This is a genomic window from Lysobacter panacisoli, from assembly GCF_009765165.1.
In the GTDB taxonomy this organism is placed as follows: Bacteria; Pseudomonadota; Gammaproteobacteria; order Xanthomonadales; family Xanthomonadaceae; genus Lysobacter_J; species Lysobacter_J panacisoli.
The window spans coordinates 3,619,007-3,645,198 of the sequence record NZ_VLNU01000001.1; the positions used below are offsets into that span (position 1 = coordinate 3,619,007).

A 26,192-nucleotide genomic window follows, 5' to 3' on the forward strand; every position below is an offset into this window, starting at 1 on the left:
GGCTCGCGCCGGCCCGCCCTCAGCGCTGGATCAGCGAGCGCAGGCGGGCCTCGACGTCCGCCGTCAGCGGTCCCAGCACCCCGCGGCGATCGGCCGGGAGATGCGCCGCCGGATCGGCGTCGTCGAACACATAGTGGTCCAGCAGGGTCCGCCAGGCCTCGCGCTCGGCCCGGGGCAGCGAGCGGAACGCCAGCAGGCAATGCATCAGTGCGTCGAGGCCGGGTTCGGGCACATGGCCGGGGAACGCCGGCGGACGCCACCAGTAATTGATCAGCGCGTTGAGGCGTTCGAGCGAGGCGACGTGGTGCCACCACACCGGTGGGATGTAGATCGCATCGCCCGGTTCCAGCTCGGCCACCTGCGCGTGCGCCAGCGCCTCGCCGAGGCGCGGGTAGCGCGGATCGTCGACGGCGTCGATCGGCGGCAGGCTGATAGCGGCGGCGGTCGGCGCGCGATCGAGCGGGCCGACATAGAGATTGCGGACCTGCTCCGGCGGCATCAGCGTGAACCGGCGCCGTCCGCACACGACCACGGCGAGGTTGTGCGAGGTGTCGAAATGCGCCGGCGTGGTCACGCGATTGCCGATCCACAGCCGCGGCTGCACATCGGCGTCGAGGAGCGGCATCGGATGCGCATCCATCAACCCTGGCAGGCACTGTGCGACCAGCGCGCTCTGCATCGCCACGCCGCCCGCTTCGCCCTCCTCCTGCCGGCTGTACGCCGCGAGGCGCTCCAGCACCTGCGTCACGGTGACGCGGAAATGCCGGTAGTTGAAGCCGCTGAGGTCCGCGTTGTAACCGACCACGCCCAGCGCCTCGGGCGGCATCAGCAGCGCGTCGACCGGGGTGGCGTTGTCGTGGTGCGCCAGTTCGCGGGCGAAGGCCGAATCGGAACCGCGCGCCAGCGCGACCATTGGCCAGTCGCGGCAGATGCCGCGCAACACGCGCGGGCGCGCGCCGTCGATCAGCGCCTGCCGCGTGATCGGCCCATCGGCCGCACGGACTTCCTCGATGGCAATGGACATGCGGCTCCGGTCCCGCTGGCGGCAGCCCATGCTAGCGAAACATGTTGGCGAAAGCGGCGCGCGCGTCGCGCGAGGTCACCCCACCCGCTGTCCGGTTTCCGGATCGAAGCAGTGCAGGTGTTCGTCATGGTGGTCCAGGTGCACGATCTGGCCGACCTCCGGAAGGCCGCGCGGCGACAGGCGCACGACCAGCTCCGAACCGGCGCAGTCGAGATGGAGGAAGGCTTCGTTGCCGACCGGCTCGACGGTTTCCACGCGTGCGCTCAGGCGTCCCGCACCGGGTGCGGTCAGGAACAGGTCCTCCGGGCGCAGGCCGATCGTGAGGCGATGCCCGGCGAACGCGCGCATCGCCGATACCAGTGCGGCATCCGGATGCAGCGCCAGCTCCAGCCCATCGGCGACGCGCAGGCGCAGGCCATCGCCATCGGCGACGACGTCGCCCTGTAGCAGGTTCATGCGCGGACTGCCGAGGAAGGTCGCGACGAACAGGTTGGCCGGACGGTTGTACAGCGCCATCGGCGTGTCGATCTGCTGGATGCGGCCTTTATCGAGCACGACGATGCGCTGGCCCAGCGTCATCGCCTCGACCTGGTCGTGGGTGACGTAGACCATCGTCGTGCCGAGCTGGCGATGCAGGCGCGCGATCTCCACGCGCGTGGTCGCTCGCAGCTTGGCGTCGAGGTTGGACAGCGGCTCGTCGAGCAGGAACACCTGCGGGTTGCGCACCAGCGCCCGCCCGAGCGCGACGCGCTGGCGCTGTCCGCCCGACAGCGCGGCCGGCTTGCGATCCAGCAACGATTCCAGTTCGAGCATCGCTGCCGATTCGCGCACGCGACGGGCGATCTCGGCCTTGTCGGTGCCGCGCAGCTTCAGGCCGAAGCCGAGGTTATCCGCGACCGTCATGTGCGGATACAGCGCGTAGCTCTGGAACACCATCGCGATGTCGCGGTCCTTCGGCGCGACGTCGTTGACGCGACGCTCGCCGATGCGCAGTTCGCCGGAGGTGATGGTCTCCAGTCCCGCGATCATGCGCAGCAGCGTCGACTTGCCGCAGCCGGACGGCCCGACCAGGACCAGCAGCTCGCCATCGCCGATCTCGAACGTCGCATCGTCCACGCCGACGTAGCCGTTGGGATAGACCTTGCGCAGACGGTCCAGCGTGACTTTCGCCATGAATTCTCCGGCCCCTGACGACGGCATGGCCGACGTGATGCAGGTCGGCGTTTGGATTGTCGGCGATGCATTTGCCGCCGTCCTCGGCTATCCTGCCATGTAACCGTTTTCATGCCTATCCACCGCGTTTCGCCCTGCGCGAAACCGCCATCCGAGGCCGAATCACCGATGAGCCAGGCGCCTGGTCCCGACACGTTCGCGTTCCCCAAGGGCTTTCTGTGGGGTGCCGCCACCGCGGCCCACCAGATCGAGGGCTCGCCGCTGGCCGACGGTGCCGGTCCGAGCATCTGGACGCGCTTCGCCCACACCCCGGGGATGATGCTTAACGGCGACACCGGCGACGTCGCCTGCGACCACTACAACCGCTGGAAGGACGACGTGAAGCTGATGCGCGAGCTGGGCCTGCAGGCCTACCGCTTCAGCGTGTCGTGGTCGCGCATCCTGCCCGAGGGTACGGGTCGGGTGAACCAGAAAGGCCTGGACTTCTATTCGCGCCTGGTCGACGAGCTGCTCAACAACGGTATCGAGCCGCTGCTGACGCTGTACCACTGGGACCTGCCGGCGGCGCTCGACGACCGCGGTGGCTGGCTCAACCGCGACATCGCCGACTGGTTCGCCGAATACGCCGGCGTGATGTACCGCGAACTCGACGGCCGCGTGAAGAAGTGGGTCACGCTCAACGAGCCGTGGGTGGTCACCGACGGCGGCTACCTGCACGGCGCGCTGGCGCCCGGCCATCGCAGCAAGTTCGAAGCGCCGATCGCCTCGCACAACCTCATGCGCGCGCACGGCGCGGCAGTGAAGGCATACCGCGAACTGGGCCGCCACGAGATCGGCCTGGTGGTGAACATCGAACCGAAGTACCCGGCGACCGACTCGTCCGACGACGCGGCCGCGGTGCGTCGCGCGCACGCGTACATGAACGAGCAGTACCTGCACCCCGCCCTGCTCGGCCATTACCCGCCGGAGCTGAAGGAGATCTTCGGCAACGCATGGCCGGAATGGCCGGCGGAAGATTACGAACTGATCCAGCAGAAGCTCGACTTCGTCGGCATCAACTACTACACGCGCAGCGTCACCAAGGCCGCCGAGAGCTACCCGCTCAACACCGGCGTAGTGCGCCAGCCGCTGGGTACGTACACGGAGACCGGCTGGGAAGTCTTCCCGCAGGGCCTGACCGACCTGCTGGTGTGGTTCAAGCAGACCTACGGCGACCTGCCGGTCTACATCACCGAAAACGGTGCGGCGTTCTTCGATCCGCCGACCGCGATGGTGGACGACGACGGCAAGCGTCGCGTCAAGGACCCGCTGCGCACGGACTACCTGCGCAAGCACCTGCGCGCGATCCACGACGCGATCGACGCCGGCGTCGACGTGCGCGGCTACATGCTGTGGTCGCTGCTGGACAACCTGGAATGGTCGCTGGGCTATTCCAAGCGCTTCGGCATGATCCACGTGAACTACGGCACGCAGGAGCGCACGCCGAAGGACAGTGCGCTGTGGTACTCGCGGGTGATCCAGTCGCACGGCCGCTCGCTGGCCGACCCGCTGCCGTACTGAAGCCCCTCCTTACTTTCCCCACGCGTTTCGCGGACGGGATCCGTTGCCTCCCTCCCTCTTCGGCAACGGGTCCCTCCGTTCTATGTCACGACGCGACGACCGCTGATTTCGTATTCAGCGCCTTGCACGACCTCCGGCCGCCGCGCTTTCCCACACAGACGCCGGCCGAGCGATTACCCTGCGGCTCTTCCGCATTCCGCGCGAACGCAGTGGTGATTCCTTGAGCGTTTCCGTTCTTCCGGCCACCTCCCTGCTCGCCGACATCGGCGGCACCAATGCCCGCTTTGCCCTGGCCCGCCAGGATCCGGTCGAGCCCCTGCTGATGGAAAGCGTGCGCGAGTTCGCCGTCGCCGACTTTCCTTCGCTGTCCGATGCGGCACGCCATTACCTCGACACCACCGGTGCCACTGCGCAGAACGGCGTGTTCGCGGTGGCAGGTCGCGTGGACGGCGACGAGGCGCGCATCACCAATCATCCGTGGGTGATCTCGGCCACGCGCACCTGCCAAGCCCTGGGGCTGGACTCGGTTCGACTGGTCAACGACTTCGCCGCGCAGGCGATGGGCGCTTCGCTGCTGCAGCCCAAGGACGTGGTGCCGGTCGGCGGCGTCGGCTGGAACGGCCACGATGGCCAGGACCGCACTTTCGCGATCATCGGCGCCGGCACCGGGCTGGGCGTGGGCGGACTGCTGCGTCGCGATGGCCGCCATTACGCGTTGCAGACCGAGGGCGGCCACGTCGGCTTCGCGCCGAACTCACCGGAGGAAATCGAGATCCTCCAGCGCATGTCCGGCGAGTTCGGCCGCGTCTCCAACGAACGCCTCGTCAGCGGCCAGGGTCTGGTCAACGTGCACCGTGCGCTCAGCGCGATCGCGGGCGAGGATCCGGGACCGCTCAAGCCCTCCGACATCACCGCGCGCGCGAAGGAAGGCGACGAACGCGCACTGCGCACTGTCGACGTGTTCTGCGCCGTCTTCGGTGCCGCCGCGGGCGACCTCGTCCTGACCCTGGGCGCGTGGGACGGCGTTTTCCTCGCGGGCGGACTCGTACCCAAGCTGCTGCCGCAGATCGCGCACTCGGCGTTCCGCCAGCGCTTCGAATACAAGGGCCGGTTCTCGCCGACGATGGCGCGCATCCCGACGCTGGCGGTGGTCCATCCGCAGCCGGGCCTGCTGGGCGCGGCCGCGCTGGCGCAGACCGGAGCGTAGCCCACACCCCACCGTGCCCGAAGCTGTGCGAGGATCGGCTCATGGTCGACGCTGGCTCGCCCGCTTCCGCCCGCACCAACATGCCGGTCGCCCGGCATGTCCTGCACGTGCACCCGAACCGCGAGGTCTGGACCTGGGCCGCGGCGGTGTCGATCGCCGCCGATCTGCGTCGTGACTTGACCCTGCAACCGCGCGCGCGCCTGCTGCTGTCCGGCGGCACCACGCCGGGACCGGTCTACCACGCGCTCTCGCAGGCGCCGCTGGACTGGGAACGCGTCGACGTGGGCCTGGTCGACGAACGCTGGCTGCTCCCCGACGACCCCGAAAGCAACGCCTGGCTGGTTCGCCACGAGCTGCTGCAGGACCATGCCGCGCCCGCGCATTTCGAACCGATGACCCAGGCCGGCCGCAACATCGAGGGCGCGGTCGCAACGGCCAACGCGCATGCGCGACGCGAAGCGACCGTCGCGGTGTTCGGCATGGGCGACGATGGCCATACCGCCTCGCTGTTCCCGGCGATGAACGATTTCGAGCGCGTGATGAAGAGCCAGCGCGATTACGTCGCCATAGATGCGAGCGGCTGTCCCGGCGCGCGCGAATGGCCGCGTCGCATCAGCCTCACGCCGCACGGCATCGCGCGCATCCCGCACCGGCTGCTGCTATTGCATGGCGAACGCAAGCGCGCGGTGTTCGAACAGGCGCTGGTATCGGGCGACCTTGAGCGCTGGCCGGTGCTGACCACGCTCGACAGCGACCACGGCACGCCGCTGCACGTGCACTGGTACGAGTGATCGTTACGCGGCGTCGTACAGCAGCCGGTCCGCGTGGTCGATGAAGTAACCGGCGAGATATTCCAGGCGATCCAGGTCGACACTGTAGCCGTGCCGCGTCGTGTTGTACGCCGCTCCCGCCGCGACATGATCGCCACCCGACGCATCCCACGCCTGCAGCGCACGACGCAACGCCTCGGCCTCACCCTCCAGCCCGACCTCTTCGTAGGCGACGAAGATCGCGGGGAGTTCGTTGCGCCGGTTCTCCAGCGCATGCCAACCGCTGAACTGGCACTGCGCCTCCCAATCGAACAGGTAAGCGATCAGCACGTAACCGCGCGGCAACGACGCCTCATCGAGATCGGACTGCGTCAGCGCGATCGCCAGCTCCGTGAAGGCATCGATCCACGCGCGGTGATCGGGATGCCGCCAGAACTCCAGCGGCAACCCGCGCGCGACCGTGGGCTGGCGTATCACGGATTCGAGGATCGGGCGTACGGATTCGGGCAGCGACATGGGCGTCCTTGTGCGTCGTTGGCGGTTGGGATCATTCCACAGGTGCGGTGCGCATCGCGAACTCCCAAGGGAAGACGCGTAGCCGGCCTCTTGCCGGCCCACGATTTCACGCTGTTTATCCGGCCGTGGCGCGAACGTAGCGATCCTTCCCACACGCAGGTGATGCCATGAAAGGCCTTCTGCTCCTCGCGCTGCTGGTTCCGGTCGCCGCCTCGGCGGCGCCGAAGGTGACCGTCGATCGCGATCCGGCCGCGAACTTCTCCGCGTACAAGACCTACTACTGGGCGCTCAAGCCGCAGGGCGGTTCGCCGCTGGTGGACCAGCGCATCGTCGACAACGTCGACGCGCAACTGCGCGCCAAGGGCTGGACGCTGGCCGAACAGGGCGACGTCGCGGTCGCCGCGCACGTCTCCACGTCGCAGAAGCAGACCCTCGATACGTTCTACACCGGCACGCCGATGGGCGGCTGGGGCTGGCGCGGCTGGGGCGGAATGGGCATGGGGATGGGCACGGCGACGACCAGCGTGCACAACTACGAGGTCGGCACGCTCGTCATCGACATGTTCGACGCGAAGACGCAGAAGGCGGTCTGGCGCGGTACCGCGACGGAGACCGTGTCGTCGAATCCGGACAAGGTCGACAAGGCGGTCGACCAGGCGGTGACGCGGATGTTCGCGAAGTTCCCGCAATAGCGCATCAGGCGATGCGACGCAGCCCTCGCGGATGCGGGGCGCGTCCAATCACACCTGCGGCACGTTGCGCGAGCGCCCCACTTCCGAGCGCGGCGGCGCGCCGAACAGGCGCTTGTATTCGCGACTGAACTGCGAGGGGCTTTCGTAGCCGACGTGGCGCGCCGCGGACATCGCTTCCATCGCGCCACCGAGCATCAGCCGGCGCGCCTCGTGCAGGCGCAGGTGCTTCTGGAACTGCAACGGCGACATCGTCGTCACCGCCTTGAACTGGTGGTGGAACGACGACGTGCTCATATGCACCGAACGAGCGAGGTCGTCGATGCTCAGCGGTTCCAGATAGTTCTGCCGAAGCGACGACACCGCGCGGGCGATGCGGTGCGAGCGGGAATCGGTGACCGCGAGTGCACGCAGGCGATGGCCGAGTTCGCCGCTGAGCACGCGGTACAGGATCTCGCGTCGCAGCAGCGGCGCGAGCACCGGTACGTCCGAAGGCGTGTCGAGCAAGCGCATCAGGCGCAACACCGCATCCATCAGCGGACGGGTGACACGCGCCGCGTACAGGCCCGGATCCACACCCTGCGTCGCGTGCGACGTGCCGGCGTCGGCAAGCAGGTCGGCGACTTCCTGCGGGTCGATGTCGAGGCGGAAACACAGGTACGGATGCTCCGGCGTCGCCTCGACGACCTGTCCCGTCACCGGCAGCGTCACCGATACGACGAGGTAGTTGAGCGGGTCGTAGCGGTAGGTCTGGCCCGCGAGCGTGGCGACCTTGCTGCCCTGCGCGACGATCGCCAGGCGCGGCTCGTACACCGACGGTGTGCACGCGGTCGGCGCGCTGATGCGCACCAGGCTCAGCGGCGCATAGGCCGTGCCGTGGATGCCGTCCTCCGGTGTCGATCGGGCAATCCGCTCGGAAAGCTCCGCCAGCGACGCGCAGCCGGCGTGGTGCTCGATGTCCGGCGTGGAAGCAATGAGATTCATGGGGTTCCGGGCCGTCGTGTGACCTTGCCGATTATGGCCTCTGTGCCAAAGGTCATGTTGCCGATCCGGTCGAATTGCAGGATCAGGCAATTATCGTGCAGCAATGGACTAGCTCGGACTGGGGGCGCGCGCCTACCTTAATTCGAGCATCGCCGTGGACGCTGGATCGTCACGGCCCCGTCCTGTACCAGCGCCACGCCGCTTCGCGGTGTCGCGGCGATGGCGTCGGCCGGTCACGGCGTGCGCGCACTGTCAGCCACCGCCTCCCCCACGGATGCAGCACGATGTGGATCGTCCAATACGCCCTGAGCCGCCGTTACACCATCGGCGTGCTCGCCATCCTGATCCTGCTGTTCGGCACGCTGGCGGCGCGGCGAATGCCGACCGACATCCTGCCCGAGGTTGGGATTCCCTCGATCAACCTGGTGTGGACGTACAACGGCCTGCCCGCCGCCGACATGGCCGCCAAGCTCACCTCGTTCTCCGAGGTGGCGATCATGAACACGGTCGACGACCTGAAGGAGGTCCGCTCCGACACGATCAACGGCGCCAGCATCGTGCGCATCGACTTCCAGCCGAACGTAAGCCTGGACCGCGCGCTCGGCCAGATCACCTCGGTCTCGCAGACGATCCTGCGGCGCATGCCGCCGGGCACGTCGCCGCCGCTGGTCATCCGCAACAACGTGTCGTCCACGCCGGTGCTGATGCTGGTGCTGTCGTCGGACTCGATGACCGAAGCGCAGCTCTACGACTACGCGCGCCTGCAGCTTCGCTCGCAGATCCAGACCATTCCCGGCATCCGCATGTCGCTGCCCTACGGCGGCGCGGCGCGGCAGATCATGGTCGACCTCGATCCGGCCGCGCTGCAGACCTACGGGCTCACGCCGGCTGACGTCACCGGCGCGCTTGAACGCGGCAGCCCCACCCTGCCCTCCGGCTCGATCCGCGAGAACGCGCGCGAGATGCAGATCTCGCTCGACACCAGTCCCGCAACGGCCGCGGATTTCCTCGACATCCCAGTCGCCGCGCGCAACGGCACGCTGGTGTACGTGCGCGACATCGCCTCGGTGCGCGACGGTGGCGCGCTGCAGACCAACGTCGCGCGCATGGACGGCTCGAGCGCGGTGGCGGTGGCGCTGATCAAGCTCGGCAACGCCTCGGCAGTGGAGCTGGTACGCGCGGTGCGCGAACGCCTGCCGGAGATCGAAGCATCCGCACCGCCCGGCACGCGCATCCAGCCGATCTTCGACCAATCGGTGTTCGTCGACAACGCGATCGGCTCGATCCGACACGAAGCGATCCTGGTCGGCCTGCTGGTCGCGCTGGTCGTATTGGTGTTCATCGGCTCGTGGCGTTCCAGCCTGATCGTGCTGTCGGCCATTCCGCTCGCACTGCTCGCGTCTGTCGCGGTGCTCAGCCTGCTGGGCTACACGTTCAATGTGATGACGCTGGGCGGCCTCGCGCTCGCGATCGGCATCCTGGTCGACAACGCGGTGGTGGACGTGGAGAACACCAACCGCAACATCGCGATGGGCAAGGACGTGCGCACCGCGATCCTGGACAGCGCGAAGGAAGTGGTGTTCCCGGAGATGGTCTCCACCATCGCCATCTGCATCGTGCTCACGCCAATCCTGCTGATGACCGGATTGTCGGCGTGGGTGTTCACGCCGCTGGCGCTGGCGGTGATCTTCGCGATGCTGGCCTCGTTCCTGCTCTCGCGCACACTGATCCCGGTGCTGTGCTACCTGCTGCTGCCGGCCGACATCCGCAGCCGCGAGAATCCGCGCTGGAAAGCCGAGAAGCTGCTGCTCTCGGTCAGCCACAAGGTCGAACACACGCTCGAATCGCTGCGCGAGCGCCACCATGCGCTGCTGGTGAAGCTGGGCCATCACGGCGGCGTGCTCGCGATGGCGGCGCTACTGGTGATCGCGCTGGGCGCGGGTTCGGCATTGATGCTGGGGCGCGAGTACTTTCCGCAGGTCGATGCCGGCCAGCTGCGTTTCCAGGTGCGCTTTCCGTCCGGCACGCGACTGGAGGAAACCGCCGCGCGCGTGACCCAGATCCAGCGCGAGATCCGCGAGATCATCCCCCCTACCGAACTGCAGACCGTCTACGAACAGATCGGCGTGCCCGACGCGGTCAACCTGTCGCTGGTCGACAGCGCGGTGGTCGGTTCGTTCGAAGCCGAGATCATGCTGCAGCTGAAGACGCCGCACGGCCCCAGCCACGAATACCTCTCGCGCATCCGTCATCGCCTTGCCGAGAAGTTCCCCGACGTGAAGATGTTCGAACGTCCGCCGGACGCGACCAGCCGCACGCTGGCCGGCTCCGCCGCGGCCGCGTTCGAAGTGCGCCTGATCGGCCGCGACAACGCGGGCAACCTCGCACTCGCGCGCGAGATCGAGCAGCAGCTCAAGCAGGTGCCGGGCGCGGTCGACGTCGCGCTGCGCCAGGTGCTCGACCTGCCCGAATACCAGGTGCACATCGACCGCACGCGCGCGGCGCAGTTGGGACTCGATGCGCAGCAGGCCAGCCGCGCAGTGCTGGCGGTGCTCGGCTCGGCCGGCACGGTTTCGCCGGTGTATTGGACCGATACCGTCAACGCACTCGCCTACACCGTGCAGGTGCAGGCGCCGCCGCCGAACATGACCAGCATCGACGCGCTGCTCAACGCGCCGCTGCGCATCGGCAACGATGGACAGGCCGTGCTCCTGCGCAACATCGCCACGGTCACGCCGCGCAACGTGCCGGCGAGCCTGGCGCGCACCACGCTGGCGCCGACGATCAGCGTGCTGGCCAACGTCGAAGGCACCGACCTGGGCTCGGTCCATGACCGCCTCACCAGGATCACCAAGTCGATGGAAGCGCGCCTCAAGCCCGGCAACCGCATCGAGATCGTCGGCCAGGCCGGCGAGATGCAGAGCGCTTACAGCGAACTCGCCGCCGGCCTGCTGATGTCGGCGACGCTGGTGTTCCTGGTGCTGGTGGTGAACTTCCAGTCGTGGATCCAGCCGCTTGTGGCGATGTCGGGCCTGCCGGTCGCGATCGCCGGCGCGGCCATCGGCCTGTTCCTCACCGGCACGCCGCTCAGCGTGCCCGCGTTGATGGGCGTGATGATGGTGATCGGCGTGTCCACCGCGAACAGCGTGCTGGTGACCAGCTTCGCGCGCGGACTCGTCGCACAGGGACACGATCCCGAACTGGCCGCGTACGAATCGGCCGCGGTGCGACTGCGACCGGTGCTGATGACCGCCAGCGCGATGGTGCTGGGCATCATCCCGATGGCGATCGGCCTGGGCGAAGGCGGCGAGCAGAACGCGCCGCTGGGCCGCGCGGTGATCGGAGGCCTGCTCTTCGGCACGCCCGCCACGCTGATCCTGGTGCCCTCGATCCTCGCGGTGCTCGGCCGCATGCCCGCCGCAGCCCGCCACGCCGCGCTCGGCGATTCCGAATCCGTTACCACCTCCGGCACCGACGGCGCCGAAGCAGGAGCCACTCCATGATCATCTCGCCTACTCGTTCCGTTGCCGCGCACACGCTGCTCGCGACCGTCGTGGCGTTCACGCTCGCCGCGTGCAGCCGCAGCGCCGCCGAAACCACGCCGCCGGTCAGCGTGCCCGAAGTCCTCACCGCGCAGGCCAGGGCCGCCGACAACGCGTTCGACCTGCGCCTGCCGGCGCGCGCACTGGCCGGCGAATCCGCGCAGATCTATCCACGCGCAACCGGTTTCGTCAGCGAGCGTCGCGCCGATCTCGGCGACGCGGTGGGCGCAGGCCAGGTGCTCGCGGTGATTTCCGCGCCCGAATCCGACCAGGCCGTGCGCGAAGCCGCCGCCGGTCTCGAACAGGCGCGCGCGGACCAGGAACTGGCCAGGGTCAACTACGACCGCGCGCAGGTACTGATCGGCTCGGGCGCGATTTCCAAGGAGCTCTACAGCGACCGCAAGGCCAACTACGACGTCGCCGTCGCAGCACGTGGCGCGGCGGAAGCGCGCCTTGCGGCGGCGCGCGAACGGCAGGGCTTCCAGACCGTGCGCGCGCCGTTCGCCGGCGTGGTGGTGGCGCGCAATGTCGAACGCGGCGATCGTGTGGTCGGCGATGCCGCGAGCGCGGAGCCGATGTTCGAAGTCAACGCGCTGGATCCGCTACGCGTGGTGGTCGACGTGCCGCAGAACGTGGCGCTGCAGATCCGCCCCGGCGTGGAAGGCGACGTCAGCTTCCCGGAACTCCCGGGCCAGACGTTCAAGGCGCAGGTCGTGCGCAGTGCGCAGGCGATTTCGCGCGACGCTGGCGTGATGCGCACCGAACTGCGTCTGCCCAATCCCGATAGCCGCATTCCCGCCGGCATGGTCGGCACGGTGACCTTACGCCTGCCGCGCGCGGCACCGGCAGTGGTCGTACCGCTGTCGACGGTGATCCAGCGCGGCAGCGGCGCCCAGATCGCGACGCTCAAGGATTCGACGCTGGAGTTCCGCGACGTCACTCTCGGCCGCAACCTCGGCAACGAGATCGAGATCCTCTCCGGTGTCGCGGCCAACGACACGGTGGTCCTCGCGCCCAATGCACTGCTCACGCCGGGCAGCCGGGTGAAGGCGCGCACGCTGCCGCCCGTGGAGAAGAAGTAACCGGGCGATTACCCGGGCTGCGTCAGCGCGGTCCGGGCATCAGCGGCCCGAGCGCGCCCGTGTCCAGTGGCAACCCCAGCTGCGCCAGTGCGACCACCATCAGCTGCAACGCCAGTCCGACCTGCAGGATGCCGAGCACCGCGCCCAGGATCTGCAGCGGCAACAGCCCGATCGTGCGCATCAGTGGCCGCACGAACAGCATCGCCAGCAGGTTCAGCGCCATCACCGCGATGGCCAGTCCCAGCACCGAGAACGAACGCTGCATGTCCGCGCTCATCGCCATCATCACGATGACCGTCGCCACGCCGTAGGGCGTGACGGTGACCGGGAACACCAGCCGCAACAGTTGCGGTTCCACCGACTCTCCTTGCGGCGAGTCGGTCTCCTGGTACTGCGACAGCACCATCTGCAACGCGACCAGCAGGAAGATGAGGCCCGCCGCGAGCTGCATCACCGGCGGCGCGATGTGCCAGTTGCGCAGCAGCACGCGACCGAGCAGGCCGGCGATGAGGATCGCCACCACCGCCAGCGCGAACACCTTCCACGCCATCGCGCGGGCCTGCTTCGCCGGCAGCTCCCGCGTCTGCACGAAGTACGGGCCGAGCAGCTTGAGCGGCCCGAGCATGATGAAGAAGAACAGGAAGATGTTCGACGACGAGATCAGGTACGCGCGCGGCTGCGGCTCCACCACCGCGGCCTGCATCAGCATTTCCAGCGTCATGGCCGCTCCTGCGTCGGGAGCGGCTACTGCATTCCGGCAGGCGTGAAAGCCGGGTGAATCCGACAGCACCTCAACGCGGCGGCAAGGCGACTTCCACCTTCGACGGCGCCTTGCGCAGTCGCAGCTCGCCGTTCTCCCACTGCGCCGGACGACCGTCCACGCGTGTCACGCCCGGTGCGTGCTCGTACGGCCAGGCCAGCACGACGCCACCGGCCGGAACGCGCAGGCCCTTCGCCAGTGTGAAGACCAGCGTCCGGTTCGTTTCCTTGAGCGTGTAACCCAGCGGCCCGTTCGGCGTGCGCAGGCCCGAGACCTCGACGCCCTGCCCCGCGAGCCAGTCGGAGGGAATGCCCGCGGCCACGACCAGCGCATCGTCGATGTCGCGCGTATACGCGAACAGGTCGAGCGCCGACCGCACGTAATCCGAACCGACCCACGCGTGCGGCAGGTCGCCGACGAAGAACGGTTTGCGTGGCGTGCGCGAAACGACTTCGGCCCACTGGTTCCAGCTGCGCGGCTGCTGGTCGGCGAAGAAGAACGCCAGGGACTCGTGCGCGCGCTCGCGCCAGCCCAGGCGGACGAACGTACCGATGGTGCGCAGTTCGTAAGGCGTGTAGTCCTTCCACTCGCGCGTGCCGTCGCGGCGCGCCACGAACTCGCGCCAGTAGCGTTCGAAGGTGTTGTCGAGCAGGTCCTGCGGCAACCGCCCCTGCTCGCCGCCGGGTGCGAGCGCGATGGTCGTGGACGTCGCGTCGAAATCGCCCAGCTCGGCCGCGCCGGGCAGGAAATCGATGTCGTGTTGCTGAGTGGCCGAACGCAGCGATGCGTACAGATCGTCGCGGAACTGGTCGCGCGACGCGGCAAAGCGGCGCGCATCCTCGTCGCGACCGAGCCACTGCGCGATCTCCACCGCATCCTTGTAACCACGCAGCGCCCAGAAGTTGTCCCAGTACGAATGCATCGGCTTGGCCGAATAGCCTTCGTGGCTGATCGAGGCCGGCATCATTCCGTAGAACGCCGGATTTCGTGCGCGATTGGCTTCGGTGCGCTCGCTCACTCGCAGCTGGTCCATGTACGCCACCGCGCCGACGACATGCGGCCACATCACTTCCAGCAGCGCACGGTCCTGCGTGTAGCGGTAGACCTCGGCGACGGTGAAGACCAGCTCACCGTGGCTGTCGTTCTCCGGGACCGGATCGCTGCCGCGATCGTCCACGCAGCACGGCACTTTTCCGTTCTCGAACTGGTACGGCGCGTACCAGCGCAGGAATTCTTCGGCCACGTCCTCGCGGCCCATGCGCAGCAGGCCTTCGCCGATCATCGCGCCGTCGCGGATCCACGCGCGCGAATACGAACGCGTGCCCGGCTGCAGGCGCGGACCGATGCGGCTGATCAGCATGTGCGCCAGCGCCGTTCGCAGCGTGTCGACGACGTGCTGCCCCTGCGCGGGCACGCGCAGGCGCACGCGGTCGAGCTTGTCGCGCCATTGCGAGGCGACGGCGCGCTGCATCGCTTCTGCGTCGCCGGGCGCGAACCCCGTCGGCATCGCACCGGTCATCGGCGCGATCCAGTCGAGCTCGAACGACTCACCCGAACCCAGCCGAACCGGGTAGTCGAGCGCGCCACTGGCCAGCCCAGTCGGATCGTCAACCGATGCGACCTGCTGCGACGGTTGTGCGTCGCCCTCACCATCGAACGTCGTGGCGAACCACGCGCCGGCGTTGCGCGACATCGAAACGCGCGCGCGGCCGTCCACGTCGATGCGCTCGCCATCCACGCGCAGCGTATGGATCGGACTGACGCCACCGACCGTGTTGAGGAACTGCGTCGGCGGATTCACCTGCAGCGGACGTACTTTCAGGCGCAACACGTAATCGCGGGCCTGCGACGTCGGGTTGCTCAGGCGATAGCGACCGACCAGCTGCGACTGCGCCTGCGTGCCCTGTGCGAAACCGGTGATGTCGAGGTGGAGGTCGGCGTGTTCCCAGTGCACGGTCGGTACCGGTAGATAACCGTTCTGCAGCGACTGGGTGATGCGCGCGTCGGCCCATGTGGTCGCGCGACCGGACGCGATCACCACCGGCTCCACGCTGAAGGCGCCCTTGCCCAGCTCGATCGCACCGTCCTCGCCGATCAGGCCCTGCTCGGTGCCGCCGTCGATGCCGAGGATGGTCCAGTACGGCTGCTCGCCGCTGAAACCGCGCGGATACGTGCCTCGCGGTGCCGCCGCCGCGACCGAGCGCACGAAATCGTTCGGCGTCGCCGCGAACGCGAGCGGTCGTACTTGCAGGCTCGCCAGTCCGATGCGTCCACCCGGCGCACGCAGCGGTGTCAGTCGCAGGTAACGCGCTTCCGATTCGGGCAGCGCGATGAAATCGGTGCCGCCATCCGCGCCAGCGACGTCGCGCACGACGCGCCAGTGCTCGCGATCATCGGAGAGTTCGATGCGGTAATCGCGTGCGTGCTCACCCGGCAACCATTGCAGGACCACGCCACCGAACTCGCGCGGCTTGCGCAGGTCGAGCACGAACTGTGGCGGCGCGACTGGATCGACTGGCGCGCGCCACGCCGTGCTGGCGGAATCGTCGAGTGCATCGCGCGCAGGGCCGCTGCGGTCCTGCGACGTCGCCGTGGCCTCGCCGATCAGCGGCGAATCGTCCTGCGGCGGCAATGCGCGGAACGTCAGCTCGTCGAAGCACACCGAGCCCTTTCCGCCGGCGCTGTTGTAGATCGTGAATTCGATCTTGCGGCTGTGTCGTAGGGTCGGGTCCGGCGCCGGACCCCAGGCACGGCTGATGTGACGTTGCTTGTAGACGACCTGCGTCCACTCGCGCGGGAATTCGTAACGCGGACGGTTGACCCACCACACGTTGTCGCCGCTGTCGTCGACCAGCTTGAACTGCAGATCGTTCGCCGGCGAATCGCCGCGCAGGCGGAACGAGAACGCATAGTTGCCGGGATAGTCGATGGGCAGCTCGCGCTGCAGGCCGGCGTAGCCCGAGACACCGTGGAAGTCGTAGTCCAGGCACACGGCCTTGCCGCTCACGCCGGCCACGCTGCGCAGGCTTCCGCCCACCTGGTCGGACGTGACGACCTGCCACGGCGTGCTCGACTCGAATCCGTCCAGCACTCGCGCCGATCCGCCCTTCTGTGCCAATGCCGGCATCGCCAGCAATGCCAGCAGCACCGCACCGCCCTTCCGCACGCTCACCCCTTCACGCTCCCGACCAGCAGGCCCTGCAGGTAGTAGCGCTGCAGCACCAGGAACAGGACCAGCACCGGAAGCACCGTCACCACCGAGCCCGCCATCATCAGTTCGTTGTCCTGCACGTGTTCGCGCGAGAGCGACGCCAGCGCGACCGGCAGGGTGAAATGACTGCTGTCGCTGAGGATGATCAGCGGCCACATGAAGTCGTTCCACGCGCCGAGGAAGACGAAGATCGCCAGCGTCACCAGGATCGGCTTGAGCACCGGTAGCACGATCTGGAAGAAGATGCGCAGCTCGCCGGCGCCGTCGATGCGCGCCGCTTCCAGCAGTTCGTCCGGAATGGAGCGCGCGTACTGTCGCACCAGGAAGATGCCGAACACGCTCGCCATCAGCGGCACGACCGCACCGGCATAGCTGTTGACCAGCCCGATCTGCTTGAGCATCAGGAACAGCGGCATCATCGTCACCTGCGCGGGAATGATCAGCGCCCCGAGCAGCAGCTGGAAGATGCGCTCGCGACCGGCAAATCGCAGCTTGGCGAAGGCGTAGCCGGCCATCGTGTTGAGCAGCAGCGCGACCAGGGTGGCGGCGCTGGCGATCAGGAAACTGTTGAGCAGGTAGCGGCCCATGCCGGCGCGCGCGAACAGCTCGTGGTAGTTGTGCAGCGTCGGCGCCTTCGGCCACAGTGGCGGCGGGAAGGCGCTCGCCTCACCGGCCTGCATGAACGACACCGACAGCATCCACAGCAGCGGCGTCAGGCTGATCACCGCCAGCGCGATCATCAGACCGTTGACGATGGCCCGGGCCAGGCGCGGGTTCACGATTCGGCTCCCTTGCGCCGTGCGAACCACATCAGCCCGCTGGTCACGGTCACCATCAGCACGAACAGCAGGAACGCGACCGCCGAGGCGTTGCCGAGGTTCCACCACATGAAACCCTGTTCGTACATCAGGTACAACACACTCACGGTGCTCTGCATCGGCCCGCCGCGGGTCATCACGTAGGGTTCGGCGAACAGCTGGAAATAGCCCGACAGCGTGATGATGCTGACCAGCAGCAGCACCGGCCCGAGTTGCGGCAGCGTGATGTGCCGGAACTGCTGCGTGCGGCTGGCGCCGTCGATGCGCGCGGCTTCGTACAGGTCTTCCGGGATCGACTGCAGGCCAGCGAGGAAGATGATCATGTTGTAGCCGAAGTTCTTCCACACGGCGAACAGGATGATCGTCGGCATCGCCCACGTCGGATCCCCGAGCCAGTCGATGGGGTCGATACCGAACCACGAAAGGCCCCAGTTCACCAGCCCGTAGCGCGTGTGGAACAGGTAGCGCCAGATCACCGCCACCGCGACCACGGTGGTGACCACCGGCGCGAAGTACGCGGTGCGGAAGAACGGCTTGAACGAGCCGAGCTTCGAATGCAGCAACAACGCCGCGCCCAGCGACACCGCGATCGACAGCGGCACGCCGACCACGACGAAGTACATCGTGTTGCCCAGCGCCTGCCAGAACAGCGCGTTCTGCAGCAGCGCGGCGTAGTTGCCCAGCCCGACGAAGCGCAGGTTGCCCATGTCGGCCAGCGCGTAGATGTCGAAGTCGGTGAGGCTCAGCGCGAAGGCGGCCAGCACCGGCAGACCGAAGAACACGCCGATCACGGTCAGTGCGGGCGCGGCAAACATCCAGCCGGCAGTCGACGCGCGGATCATGGCGCGGCTCCGATCGTCCGGTGGTCGAGCATCCAGCGGCGTTTCTCGAGGATGGCGTCGGTGCGGCGGTCGAGCTCTTCGGCGGCACCGTCTACGTCGTAGCGTCCGCCGATCATCTCCTCGCCGACGATGCGGATCTCCTGCGCGATGCGCTCCCATTCCGGCACCTTCGGTGCGGCACGGGCGCGTTCCAGCTGCTCGCGGAACGCGCGCGCATACGGGTCGCGCGTGAGCGCGGGGCTGGTCCACGCACTTCGACGTGGCGGCAGGTCGCCGGTCAGCGCATGGAACTGTGTCTGCACCTGCGGCTCGGACAGGTAGGCAATGAGCTTCCACGCCGCGTCCTTGCGCTGCGAGGAACGGAAGATCACGAAGCTGGTGCCGCCCATCACCGATGCTCCCGGACCATCCGGACCGGGCAGCGGCATCGTCATCCACGAGCCAGCCACGCTCTGCGGCAGGCGCTTGCGGAACTCGGCGATATTCCAGGGACCGCTGACGTAGAAGCTGAAATAGCCGCGACCGAACTCATCCCAGACATTGGATATCTGGTTATTGCTCACCGGCGGCGCCCAGCGCTGGTCGAACATCTCCTTGTAGAACGCCAGCGCCCGACGGAATCCCGCGCTGCGAAAATTGCCATAACGCCCGTCGTCGCGCAGCAGCGGATCGGGCTGCTGGATCGCCAGGTTCAACAGTGGCTCGAACTCGTTGAGCGGCAGAAGGATTGCGTAGCGGTCCGCGCCCGCGCGTTGCTTGACCGCGGCGAGTGCCGCGCGCCATTCATCCCAGTTGCGCGGCGGCGCGGCGATGCCGGCTTCGCGCAGCAGATCGGTGCGGTAGAACGGCACCCGGGTCTCGGCGTACCACGGCACCGCGTACACGCTGCCCTGCAGCTCACCGGATTCCCATGCACCGTGGAAGTAATCGCCCGGTTCCACCGACGGTGTGGCCGCCAGGTAGGGATCGAGCGGCGTCAACGCGCCGAGCAGCGCGAATTCCGGGATCCACGTGTTGCCGAGCGAGCACACGTCCGGCAGCGCATCGCCCGCGAACGCGGTCAGCAGCTTTTCGTGCGCGGCGGTCCACGGTAGCTGCTGCACGTCGACGCGGACGTCGGGATGGCGCCGTTCGAACTCCGGGATCAGCCGGCGCACGATCTCGCCTTCGCTGCCCATCGCCCAGAAGCGCACGACCTGGCGATCGTCCTGTTCGCGCGCGCACGATGAAAGCAGCAGCAGCGACAGAAGCGCCGCTGCGACAAGCCCCCATCGCCGTGTGCGCGTCGCCCGCATGCCGGTCACCCTACCCTCATTTCGACTTCTGCGGCGTCTCGGGCGTGGGCTTCGGCGACTGCGACGCACGTGTGGCGCGCGATTCCGCCTCGCCCAGCGCGCGTGCGGTGGCGGCGTCCTTCTCGGATTGCGTCTGCGGCTTGGGCTGCGTCGCCGGCTCTTCGCCTTCCTTTACCGGCTCCAGCCATCCGCCCTTGAAGCCGGCCTTCTGCAGGCCGTCGCGGATGTACTTGTTCTTCTTCATCACGTTCCAGACGAAGTCGTTCCGGTAATTGCTGATCATCGCCAGGATCGGCCCCTGGTCGATGCCGATGTAATCGCTGGCGACCCAGCCTTCGCCCGGCACGAGGCGCCCGGTCTTGAGCGGGATGTCGTAGGTGAAGCTGGGATTGAACGAATCGAGGAATCCGTAGCTGGAGTACAGGAACTCGCCATAGCGTTCGTGCAACGCCACGGTGCTGGGGATGACGATCTCCGGCGCGAACGGCAGCGAAGCGATCGCCGCGGTCGGCGCGATGGTGCCGTCGTCGAAGGTGTCGCGCAGGCCGGCACCGCGCGCGGAGTAGTGGCGGAACTGGCGCTGTTCGCCGCGATATTCCTGCAGCGTCTGCTGCGGACCATCGCTCGCGGTCAGGCCCCATACTTCGGGACCGTAGTCTTCCCACTTCATCGGATTGGCGATGGCGTAGGCACGCTGCGCGTAGGCCGCGCGACGGCTGTTCTCGAAGTAATCGATACCGCGCTCGCGCATGTAGTCGTCCTGGATTCCGCGGAAATCGATCCAGACGTGGCTGTACTGATGGCCGAACAGCGGGCCGAACGCGAGGTATTCCTCGCCCTGGTACACGCCCCAGACATCGTTGTAGGTACGCGTCCACACCGACCATGCCGCCGGCTCGACCGGATGGGTCGGCGAAGCCATCGCCAGCACGTACAGCAGCATGGCTTCGTTGTAACCGGTCCAGTCGTGCTGGATGAAGCCGCTCTCGGGGAACCAGCCCATCGAGATCAGCGGCTTGTTGCGCTGCAGCCACGTCCAGTCGACGCGCTTGTAGAGTTCATCGGCGAGGTCGCGGATCTGCTTCTCGCGCGGATCGTCGCGGTCGTAGTAACTCTGGGCGAACAGCACGCCCATCATCAGCAGGGCCGTGTCCACGCTCGAGAGCTCCACCCAGCTCTGGTAGCGATGACCCGTGTCCATGTCGAGGAAGTGGTAGTAGAAGCCGTTGTACGCGCCCTTCTCCGTGGCCTGCGGGCCGGACGGAATATCGCGGAAGAACTTCAGCGTGGTCAGCGTGCGGTCCACCGCCTGACGGCGGCTGACCCAGCCGTTCTCGATGCCGATCGGATACGCGGTCAGCGCGAATCCCACCGAGGCGATGCTCGCGAACGGGCGCGACGGGAAACGGTCGGGCGTGAGACCGTTGATCTCGCTGGTCGTGTCCCAGAAGAACTGGAACGTGCGCTTCTCGATGTCGCGGAACAGCGGCGGCAGCTCGAGCTTGGTCGCCTTCAGCGGTTCCACCTGCACCGGCGGCGCCGAGGCGATCGGATACGTCGTCGAAGCCGGCTCGCTCTGCCGGCCGCAACCGGCCACGAACACGAGCACCGCCATCAGCGATGCAGCCCCCCAACTGCGTCGGAACGAATCGAACATCACCACGCCACACCATCATCGAGTGAAGGAACATGCCCGAAGGCGCCGCCGGCCGCCACGACGAGTAGACGGCCGGCGGCCCGGGTCACCAGGAAATACCGAAGGACAGCTTGAACGAACGCGTCGGCAGAGTGATCTCGTCGGTGTGGTCGCCGTACACCGGGTTGATCACGCCGTCCACGCCACGGAAGTTCTGGAAGCCGGTCCAGTTGCGCGCATTCGTCACGTTGAACACGTCGCCGCGCACCATGTACTTAAGGCCCGCGCCGGTGTCGAATTCCTTCTGCACCGCCAGGTCCCACTGGAAGAAATCGGCGTCGTCGAAGAAAGCCGAATCGATGCGACCGAAAGCGCAGTTGTCGAGCGCCGGGTCGGGCGTCGGCGCGAGGCAGTCGGTGATGTCGCGCGCGATCGGGCTGCTCCACGTGACCTTGGTCGAGAACGTGAAGCCCCAGCGCTGGTAGATGCCCGTACCGACGAAGCGGTGCTTCGGAACACCGACCGAGGCGACCCACGGATGGTCGTCCAGGTTGGGATAGTCGAAGACGTAGTGCTCGTCGGTGTTGGCGGCGTTGGCGCGGTTCTCTTCGCCATCCGAATAGGTATACGCCAGCGTCACGCCCCACGGCGATTCCGCGGTGAGCGGCTTTTCCGCCCACAGCAACAGCTGGTTGAGCTTGGTCTCCACACCGTTGTCGGCCTTGATCAGCGAACCGAAGCCCGGGATCGTCTCGCCGAACGGAGCGCCGCCGAAAGTGCGACCCGGCCCGTAGAAGGTACCGTCGTCGTAGCGATTGCCCAGCGTGAAGATGATGCCGTCGTGGCTCTCGATGCGGACCAACGTCACCGACGTGTTCCAGTCCACGCTGCCCAGCTTCACGGCATTGCGCATGCCCAGGCTGAACTGGTCGGAGTACGGAACCTTGAGGTCGTTGTTCATCAGGTTCACTTCCGAACCGAGGTCCGGATTGGCCGCGACCATCGCGTACAGCTCCTGCAGGTTCAGGAATCGCGGATCCCACTCGAAGCACGTGGTGTTGTTGACCGTGCAGGGATTGCCCGGCGTGTTGAAGAACCGCGTGTAGGTCGGGAAGGTGCTCTTGGACTGTTCGAGCGCGAGGTAATCGAACAGGTTGCGGTCGTAGGCACGGCCGGCGCCGCCGAAGAACACATGGCGCTGGTCGGCGAACAGGTCGTACGAGAAGCCCAGGCGCGGCTGCCATGCATCCTTGAACGCATCGCGGTTGTTGCCGGTGCTGATGTAATCCTCGATGTCGTAGCCGACACCCGGCTGATGGATGTTGCTCCAGCCGCGCAGCGCGGCGACCAGGTCGGGCGGCGTGACGTAATCCTCGTAGCTCGGCGTGCTCTCGTAGTCGTAACGCAGGCCGAGGTTGACGATCAGCTTGTCGTTGACCTGCCAGTCGTCCTGGAAGTAGATGCCGTACTGCTTGTTCTTCGAGGCGATGTTGCGGTCGCCCACGCCCGGCAGCGGCGCACCGAAGCGCACCTGGTAAGGCTGGAACGTCGACAGCGACGTGTTGCCCATCAGCACGACGTTGGCGGGATAGTTGATCGAATACTGCGCGTTGAACGGCTGCTGTTCGAACGCGTTGATCTCCACGTCCTTGTACTTGAAGCCGGCCTTGAGCGTGTGGCCTTCGATGCCGGTGTAGGTCAGATCGTCCTGGAAGCCCCAGCCCTTCTGGCCCTTGTCCTGGTAGTCCTGGCCACCGCCGACGTTGAGCACGCCGCCGCGTTGGCTGTTCTGGATGATGAAGCCGGGCGCGAGGGTGATCGCACGGGGATTGAACTGCTCGTCCTCGTGCGTGATGTGCATGTCGTTCAACCAGTCGGTGTTGCTCCACTGGTAGCGCAGGTCCAGGCGCGTGCTGTCGTTCTTGTTGGTCTTGCCGTAGCTGTCGGTGTTCTGGCCGCCGAGATCGGTGATCTCTTCTTCCTCGCGTACCTTCGCGCTGAATTCGACCAGGTTGTTGTCGTTGACCTGCCAGGTCAGCTTGCCGAACCACAGGTCTTCGTTGAAGGGTTCGGTGGTCGGACCGGTCAGCGCCAGCAGTTCAGGAGTGAGAGTGAAGCCTGGATCGAGCGATCCCGGCGCGATGGTGTCGGGCGTCTCGAACTCCTTCGCTTCGTACGTTACGAAGAAGAACAGGCGGTCCTGGATGATCGGGCCACCGAACGATGCGCCGTACTGGGTCTCGCCCGAAGGGCTCTTGCCCTGCCCGGCGCGTTCTTCGGCCGGAGTCTGTTCGCGCCACTCGGGAATGTTGGCCTTGTCCCAGAAGAACTGGCCCTGGAACTCATTGGTGCCGGACTTGGTCACCGCGGTGACGGCCGCGCTGCTGATCTGGTCGTACTCGGCCTTGTAGTTGGACGTGATGACCTTGTACTCGCCGATCGCGAGCTGCGGGAACGGATTGCCCTTGCTCTGGTCCTGGCCGCTGATGCCGCCTTTGAGCACGTAGTTCTTCTGGCCGACGCCGTCGATGAAGACGTTCACGCCGTTGGAACTCTGCGCGCCGCTACGCAGCTGCGAAGTGCCGTTGGACTTACGGTCGAAAATCATGCCGGGCACGATGTCGGCGAAGGCGAGGAAGTTGCGCGAGGACTGCGGCAGCGATTCGATCTGCACCTGCGAAACGTAGGTTGCCACTTCCGGCGTGGTGGTCTCGAACACCGGCGCGGCGGTGACCGTGACGGTATCGACCGTGGTGGCCGGACCCGACGGCGCGGTTTCGGCGACGCCGCCGGCGGACAGGTTCAGCGTCGCGGTCTGGCCGACCTGCACGACGATCGTGCGCGAAGCGGTCTGGCCATTGACGTTCGCGTCGATCCGGTAGGTGCCCGGCGGCAGGCCGCCGATGTTGTACGAGCCGTTGCTGGCCTGGACGCGACGGGTCAGCCCGGTAGCGGTGTTGGTGGCGGTGACTTCGGCCTGCGCGGCCGGCGCGGAATCGACGGTGATCTGGCCGCGGACGGTCGCGGCGGTGCTTTGCGCGAACGCCGACGGTGCGGCCATCGCAAGACAGCTGGCCAGTGCGCAAGCCAGCAGGCGGGGGGCCGGCCTGCGGGGGGATCTGGACTGCGACTTCATATGCTTCCTCTCTCCAAAAGCATTCGAAATGTGTGGAATCGTTTACAGCGAACAGCCACACGGGCACGTGATTGCCGCAGGGAACGGCGTCACGAAAGCGTGCGGGGCGGGATGCCGCTGGACTCGCGGACGATCAGCTCCGTGGCGATCACGGAGGTTTCGCTGGCCGCTTCTCCGGCGACCTGGGCGATGAGCAGGCGCGCGGCACGTGCGCCAAGTTCTGCGATGTTGACCCGCATCGTCGTGAGTGCGGGGTGTACGTAGCGCGCCAGCGGAATGTCGTCGAATCCCGCCAGTGCGATATCGCCGGGGATGGCGACGCCGGCCTGCGCGAACGCGAACAGGCAACCGAGCGCCATCATGTCGTTGGCCGCGAACACCGCGTCCGGGCGCGGCGAAGCGGCGAGCAGTTCGTGGCCGGCACGATGTCCGGAGGCTTCGTCGAAGTCGCCCTGCACCACCCATTCGTGCGAACCGGGCTGCAGTCGTGCGAGCGCGTCGCGATAGCCGCGCAGGCGCTCGTGCGCGTCGAAGTTGTCGCGCGGACCGGCGATGAAGGCGATGCGGCGATGGCCGCGCGCAACGAGGTGCTCGACCATCGCCACCGCGCCACCGTAGTTGTCCACGCCGAGCACGGCAGTGCCGTCGAGCCCGGCCTGGCTGTTGATCAGCACCGTCGGCAGCGAAGGCTCAAGTTCCTCGCTCAGCAGCGCGGGGGCCGCGACGATCGGCGACATCACCAGCAGCCCGTCGACGCGCCCGCGCATCGCGCGCAGGGCCGCGCCCTGCTCTTCCGGATTGCCGTGGTAACTGGATACGAGCAGGTGCAGGCGGTGCGCCCGCGCGACCTGGTCGATGCCACGCATGAGTTCGGAGAAGAACTCGCCGTGCAGGTCGGGCAGGACCACGCCAAGGGTCTGGGTGCGGCGGCTGCTCAGGCTGCGCGCGGCGGCATGCGGCGTGTAGCGCAACTGCTGGGCGGCGGCGAACACGCGGGTGCGGACGTCTTCGGCGACGTTGCCGTGGCCATTGAGGGCCCGCGACACGGTGGCCACCGATACCTGGGCCACCCGTGCGACATCTTTGATGGTCACGTTCGCCACGCTTTCACCATCCCGGCGCTCAATGCGCGCGGACTGTAAACGTTTACAAACACGAATGTAAAGCAGATGTTACGAAAGCTGCGACAAGGTCGCGAACTCGCGGCCAACGTCACTTCTTTGCGAGGTCCCGATGCTGCAACGCCGCATCATCGGCGCGCGTAGGCAGTCGCCCTGTCGGAGTCAGGATGCTGCTTCGCGCGGCGTGCGCGCACGGATCGACAACGCGTGGATGTCGGTGTTCATCAGATCGCCGAGCGCGCCGTAGATGGCACGGTGTCGCGCGATCGGACCGAGCCCTTCGAATGCCTCGCTGACCACGTCGACACGAAAGTGGCCGCGCCCGTCCGCCGCACCGGCATGGCCGGCATGCCGATGGCTTTCGTCCTCGATCTCCAGCGACCGGGGCGCCAACGCCGCCTCCAGCGCGGCACGGATCGCCGCGACGCGCTGCTCGCGCGGCAGCGATCCCGGGATCACGGCAGCACCTTGCGGAACGGCCGGACCTGGACCCGCTCGTAGACGCCGGCGGCCACGTAGGGGTCGGCATCGGCCCAGGCGCGGGCGGCTTCGAGGGATTCGAACTCGGCGATCACCACGCTGCCGCTGAAGCCGGCCGGGCCCGGGTCCTCGGAATCGATGGCCGGGCACGGCCCGGCGAGGAGCAGCCGGCCCTGATCGCGAAGCGCCACCAGCCGGGCCAGATGTTCCGCACGCGCCTGCATCCGGCGCTCCAGCACGTCGTTGCCGTCATACCCTTCAATCACGTACCACATCACGAAAGTGCTCCATCGAGCCCTGAACCGGCCCGAATTGTAGTCGCGGCGCGGCTGGACACGACCGGGAC

Annotated in this window: 20 protein-coding genes; 6 read left to right on the forward strand and 14 right to left on the reverse strand. The window is 67.3% G+C overall.

Annotated elements, in window-relative coordinates; genetic code table 11:
- Positions 1–19 precede the first annotated feature (19 nt).
- Entirely contained in the window at positions 20–1,024 is a 1,005-nt protein-coding gene (locus FOF45_RS16885; protein WP_158986912.1) for a cupin-like domain-containing protein, read from the reverse strand.
- Positions 1,025–1,099: 75 nt separating this feature from the next.
- Positions 1,100–2,197: an ABC transporter ATP-binding protein gene (locus FOF45_RS16890; RefSeq protein ID WP_158986914.1), complete on the reverse strand. Its 1,098-nt coding sequence runs from the start codon at positions 2,195–2,197 to the stop codon at positions 1,100–1,102.
- Between the two features lie 168 nt (positions 2,198–2,365).
- On the opposite strand from FOF45_RS16890, the gene FOF45_RS16895 reads away from it, so the two are divergent.
- From FOF45_RS16895 to pgl, 3 genes are all read left to right on the forward strand, one after another.
- On the forward strand, positions 2,366–3,757 hold the full coding sequence (locus FOF45_RS16895) for a GH1 family beta-glucosidase (protein ID WP_158986916.1): 1,392 nt from the start codon (positions 2,366–2,368) through the stop codon (positions 3,755–3,757).
- A 220-nt stretch (positions 3,758–3,977) separates the two neighbouring features.
- Positions 3,978–4,964 (forward strand): glucokinase, encoded by a 987-nt coding sequence (gene glk, locus FOF45_RS16900; protein WP_233264177.1) that lies wholly within the window; start codon positions 3,978–3,980, stop codon positions 4,962–4,964.
- 80 nt (positions 4,965–5,044) lie between these two features.
- Positions 5,045–5,755, forward strand: coding sequence for a 6-phosphogluconolactonase (gene pgl, locus FOF45_RS16905; protein WP_158987629.1), 711 nt, complete (start codon positions 5,045–5,047; stop codon positions 5,753–5,755).
- A gap of 3 nt (positions 5,756–5,758) precedes the next feature.
- Here the strand turns inward: pgl and FOF45_RS16910 are convergent, their stop codons facing one another.
- Positions 5,759–6,250: a hypothetical protein gene (locus tag FOF45_RS16910; protein WP_158986918.1), complete on the reverse strand. Its 492-nt coding sequence runs from the start codon at positions 6,248–6,250 to the stop codon at positions 5,759–5,761.
- 167 nt (positions 6,251–6,417) lie between these two features.
- On the opposite strand from FOF45_RS16910, the gene FOF45_RS16915 reads away from it, so the two are divergent.
- On the forward strand, positions 6,418–6,942 hold the full coding sequence (locus tag FOF45_RS16915; protein ID WP_158986920.1) for a DUF4136 domain-containing protein: 525 nt from the start codon (positions 6,418–6,420) through the stop codon (positions 6,940–6,942).
- A gap of 48 nt (positions 6,943–6,990) precedes the next feature.
- Here the strand turns inward: FOF45_RS16915 and FOF45_RS16920 are convergent, their stop codons facing one another.
- Positions 6,991–7,923, reverse strand: a complete 933-nt coding sequence (locus FOF45_RS16920) for an AraC family transcriptional regulator (RefSeq protein ID WP_158986922.1) — start codon at positions 7,921–7,923, stop codon at positions 6,991–6,993.
- A gap of 284 nt (positions 7,924–8,207) precedes the next feature.
- Here FOF45_RS16920 and FOF45_RS16925 point away from each other — a divergent pair, with 284 nt between their 5' ends.
- Positions 8,208–11,426, forward strand: a complete 3,219-nt coding sequence (locus FOF45_RS16925) for an efflux RND transporter permease subunit (protein ID WP_158986924.1) — start codon at positions 8,208–8,210, stop codon at positions 11,424–11,426.
- Positions 11,423–12,547: an efflux RND transporter periplasmic adaptor subunit gene (locus FOF45_RS16930; RefSeq protein ID WP_158986926.1), complete on the forward strand. Its 1,125-nt coding sequence runs from the start codon at positions 11,423–11,425 to the stop codon at positions 12,545–12,547. The genes FOF45_RS16925 and FOF45_RS16930 overlap by 4 nt, the downstream gene beginning before the upstream one ends.
- Before the next feature lie 22 nt (positions 12,548–12,569).
- Here FOF45_RS16930 and FOF45_RS16935 read toward each other — a convergent pair whose 3' ends face one another.
- The 10 genes from FOF45_RS16935 to FOF45_RS16980 all read right to left on the reverse strand — a co-directional run bounded on the left by FOF45_RS16935 (position 12,570) and on the right by FOF45_RS16980 (position 26,121).
- Positions 12,570–13,268: a MarC family protein gene (locus tag FOF45_RS16935; RefSeq protein ID WP_158986928.1), complete on the reverse strand. Its 699-nt coding sequence runs from the start codon at positions 13,266–13,268 to the stop codon at positions 12,570–12,572.
- A gap of 70 nt (positions 13,269–13,338) precedes the next feature.
- On the reverse strand, positions 13,339–16,434 hold the full coding sequence (locus FOF45_RS16940) for a discoidin domain-containing protein (protein ID WP_158987631.1): 3,096 nt from the start codon (positions 16,432–16,434) through the stop codon (positions 13,339–13,341).
- Between the two features lie 41 nt (positions 16,435–16,475).
- Complete coding sequence (locus tag FOF45_RS16945; protein WP_158987633.1) at positions 16,476–17,258, reverse strand: carbohydrate ABC transporter permease; 783 nt, start codon at positions 17,256–17,258, stop codon at positions 16,476–16,478.
- Positions 17,259–17,293: 35 nt separating this feature from the next.
- Complete coding sequence (locus FOF45_RS16950) at positions 17,294–18,178, reverse strand: carbohydrate ABC transporter permease (protein ID WP_158986930.1); 885 nt, start codon at positions 18,176–18,178, stop codon at positions 17,294–17,296.
- Complete coding sequence (locus FOF45_RS16955; protein WP_158987635.1) at positions 18,175–19,473, reverse strand: sugar ABC transporter substrate-binding protein; 1,299 nt, start codon at positions 19,471–19,473, stop codon at positions 18,175–18,177. Before FOF45_RS16955 ends, FOF45_RS16950 begins: the two co-directional genes overlap by 4 nt.
- Before the next feature lie 16 nt (positions 19,474–19,489).
- Entirely contained in the window at positions 19,490–21,130 is a 1,641-nt protein-coding gene (locus tag FOF45_RS16960) for a glucoamylase family protein (RefSeq protein WP_158986932.1), read from the reverse strand.
- A gap of 85 nt (positions 21,131–21,215) precedes the next feature.
- Complete coding sequence (locus FOF45_RS16965) at positions 21,216–24,245, reverse strand: TonB-dependent receptor (RefSeq protein WP_158986933.1); 3,030 nt, start codon at positions 24,243–24,245, stop codon at positions 21,216–21,218.
- An 89-nt stretch (positions 24,246–24,334) separates the two neighbouring features.
- Complete coding sequence (locus FOF45_RS16970; RefSeq protein WP_233264179.1) at positions 24,335–25,348, reverse strand: LacI family DNA-binding transcriptional regulator; 1,014 nt, start codon at positions 25,346–25,348, stop codon at positions 24,335–24,337.
- A gap of 180 nt (positions 25,349–25,528) precedes the next feature.
- Positions 25,529–25,822 carry a BolA family protein gene (locus FOF45_RS16975; protein ID WP_233264245.1) on the reverse strand — a complete coding sequence of 98 codons (294 nt, stop codon included), beginning with the start codon at positions 25,820–25,822 and terminating at the stop codon, positions 25,529–25,531.
- Complete coding sequence (locus tag FOF45_RS16980) at positions 25,822–26,121, reverse strand: YciI family protein (RefSeq protein ID WP_158986935.1); 300 nt, start codon at positions 26,119–26,121, stop codon at positions 25,822–25,824. Before FOF45_RS16980 ends, FOF45_RS16975 begins: the two co-directional genes overlap by 1 nt.
- Positions 26,122–26,192 lie beyond the last annotated feature (71 nt).

Bases quoted from the DNA above. Each gene is read 5' to 3' on its own strand.
- FOF45_RS16955 (WP_158987635.1), bottom strand. From the start codon at position 19,473: ATGCGGGCGACGCGCACACGGCGATGGGGGCTTGTCGCAGCGGCGCTT.
- FOF45_RS16920 (WP_158986922.1), bottom strand. From the start codon at position 7,923: ATGAATCTCATTGCTTCCACGCCGGACATCGAGCACCACGCCGGCTGC.
- FOF45_RS16915 (WP_158986920.1), top strand. From the start codon at position 6,418: ATGAAAGGCCTTCTGCTCCTCGCGCTGCTGGTTCCGGTCGCCGCCTCG.
- FOF45_RS16965 (WP_158986933.1), bottom strand. From the start codon at position 24,245: ATGAAGTCGCAGTCCAGATCCCCCCGCAGGCCGGCCCCCCGCCTGCTG.
- FOF45_RS16925 (WP_158986924.1), top strand. From the start codon at position 8,208: ATGTGGATCGTCCAATACGCCCTGAGCCGCCGTTACACCATCGGCGTG.
- FOF45_RS16960 (WP_158986932.1), bottom strand. From the start codon at position 21,130: ATGTTCGATTCGTTCCGACGCAGTTGGGGGGCTGCATCGCTGATGGCG.
- FOF45_RS16885 (WP_158986912.1), bottom strand. From the start codon at position 1,024: ATGTCCATTGCCATCGAGGAAGTCCGTGCGGCCGATGGGCCGATCACG.
- FOF45_RS16980 (WP_158986935.1), bottom strand. From the start codon at position 26,121: ATGTGGTACGTGATTGAAGGGTATGACGGCAACGACGTGCTGGAGCGC.
- FOF45_RS16930 (WP_158986926.1), top strand. From the start codon at position 11,423: ATGATCATCTCGCCTACTCGTTCCGTTGCCGCGCACACGCTGCTCGCG.
- FOF45_RS16935 (WP_158986928.1), bottom strand. From the start codon at position 13,268: ATGACGCTGGAAATGCTGATGCAGGCCGCGGTGGTGGAGCCGCAGCCG.
- FOF45_RS16940 (WP_158987631.1), bottom strand. From the start codon at position 16,434: ATGCCGGCATTGGCACAGAAGGGCGGATCGGCGCGAGTGCTGGACGGA.
- FOF45_RS16945 (WP_158987633.1), bottom strand. From the start codon at position 17,258: ATGATCGCGCTGGCGGTGATCAGCCTGACGCCGCTGCTGTGGATGCTG.
- pgl (WP_158987629.1), top strand. From the start codon at position 5,045: ATGCCGGTCGCCCGGCATGTCCTGCACGTGCACCCGAACCGCGAGGTC.
- FOF45_RS16895 (WP_158986916.1), top strand. From the start codon at position 2,366: ATGAGCCAGGCGCCTGGTCCCGACACGTTCGCGTTCCCCAAGGGCTTT.
- FOF45_RS16890 (WP_158986914.1), bottom strand. From the start codon at position 2,197: ATGGCGAAAGTCACGCTGGACCGTCTGCGCAAGGTCTATCCCAACGGC.
- FOF45_RS16910 (WP_158986918.1), bottom strand. From the start codon at position 6,250: ATGTCGCTGCCCGAATCCGTACGCCCGATCCTCGAATCCGTGATACGC.
- FOF45_RS16950 (WP_158986930.1), bottom strand. From the start codon at position 18,178: ATGATCCGCGCGTCGACTGCCGGCTGGATGTTTGCCGCGCCCGCACTG.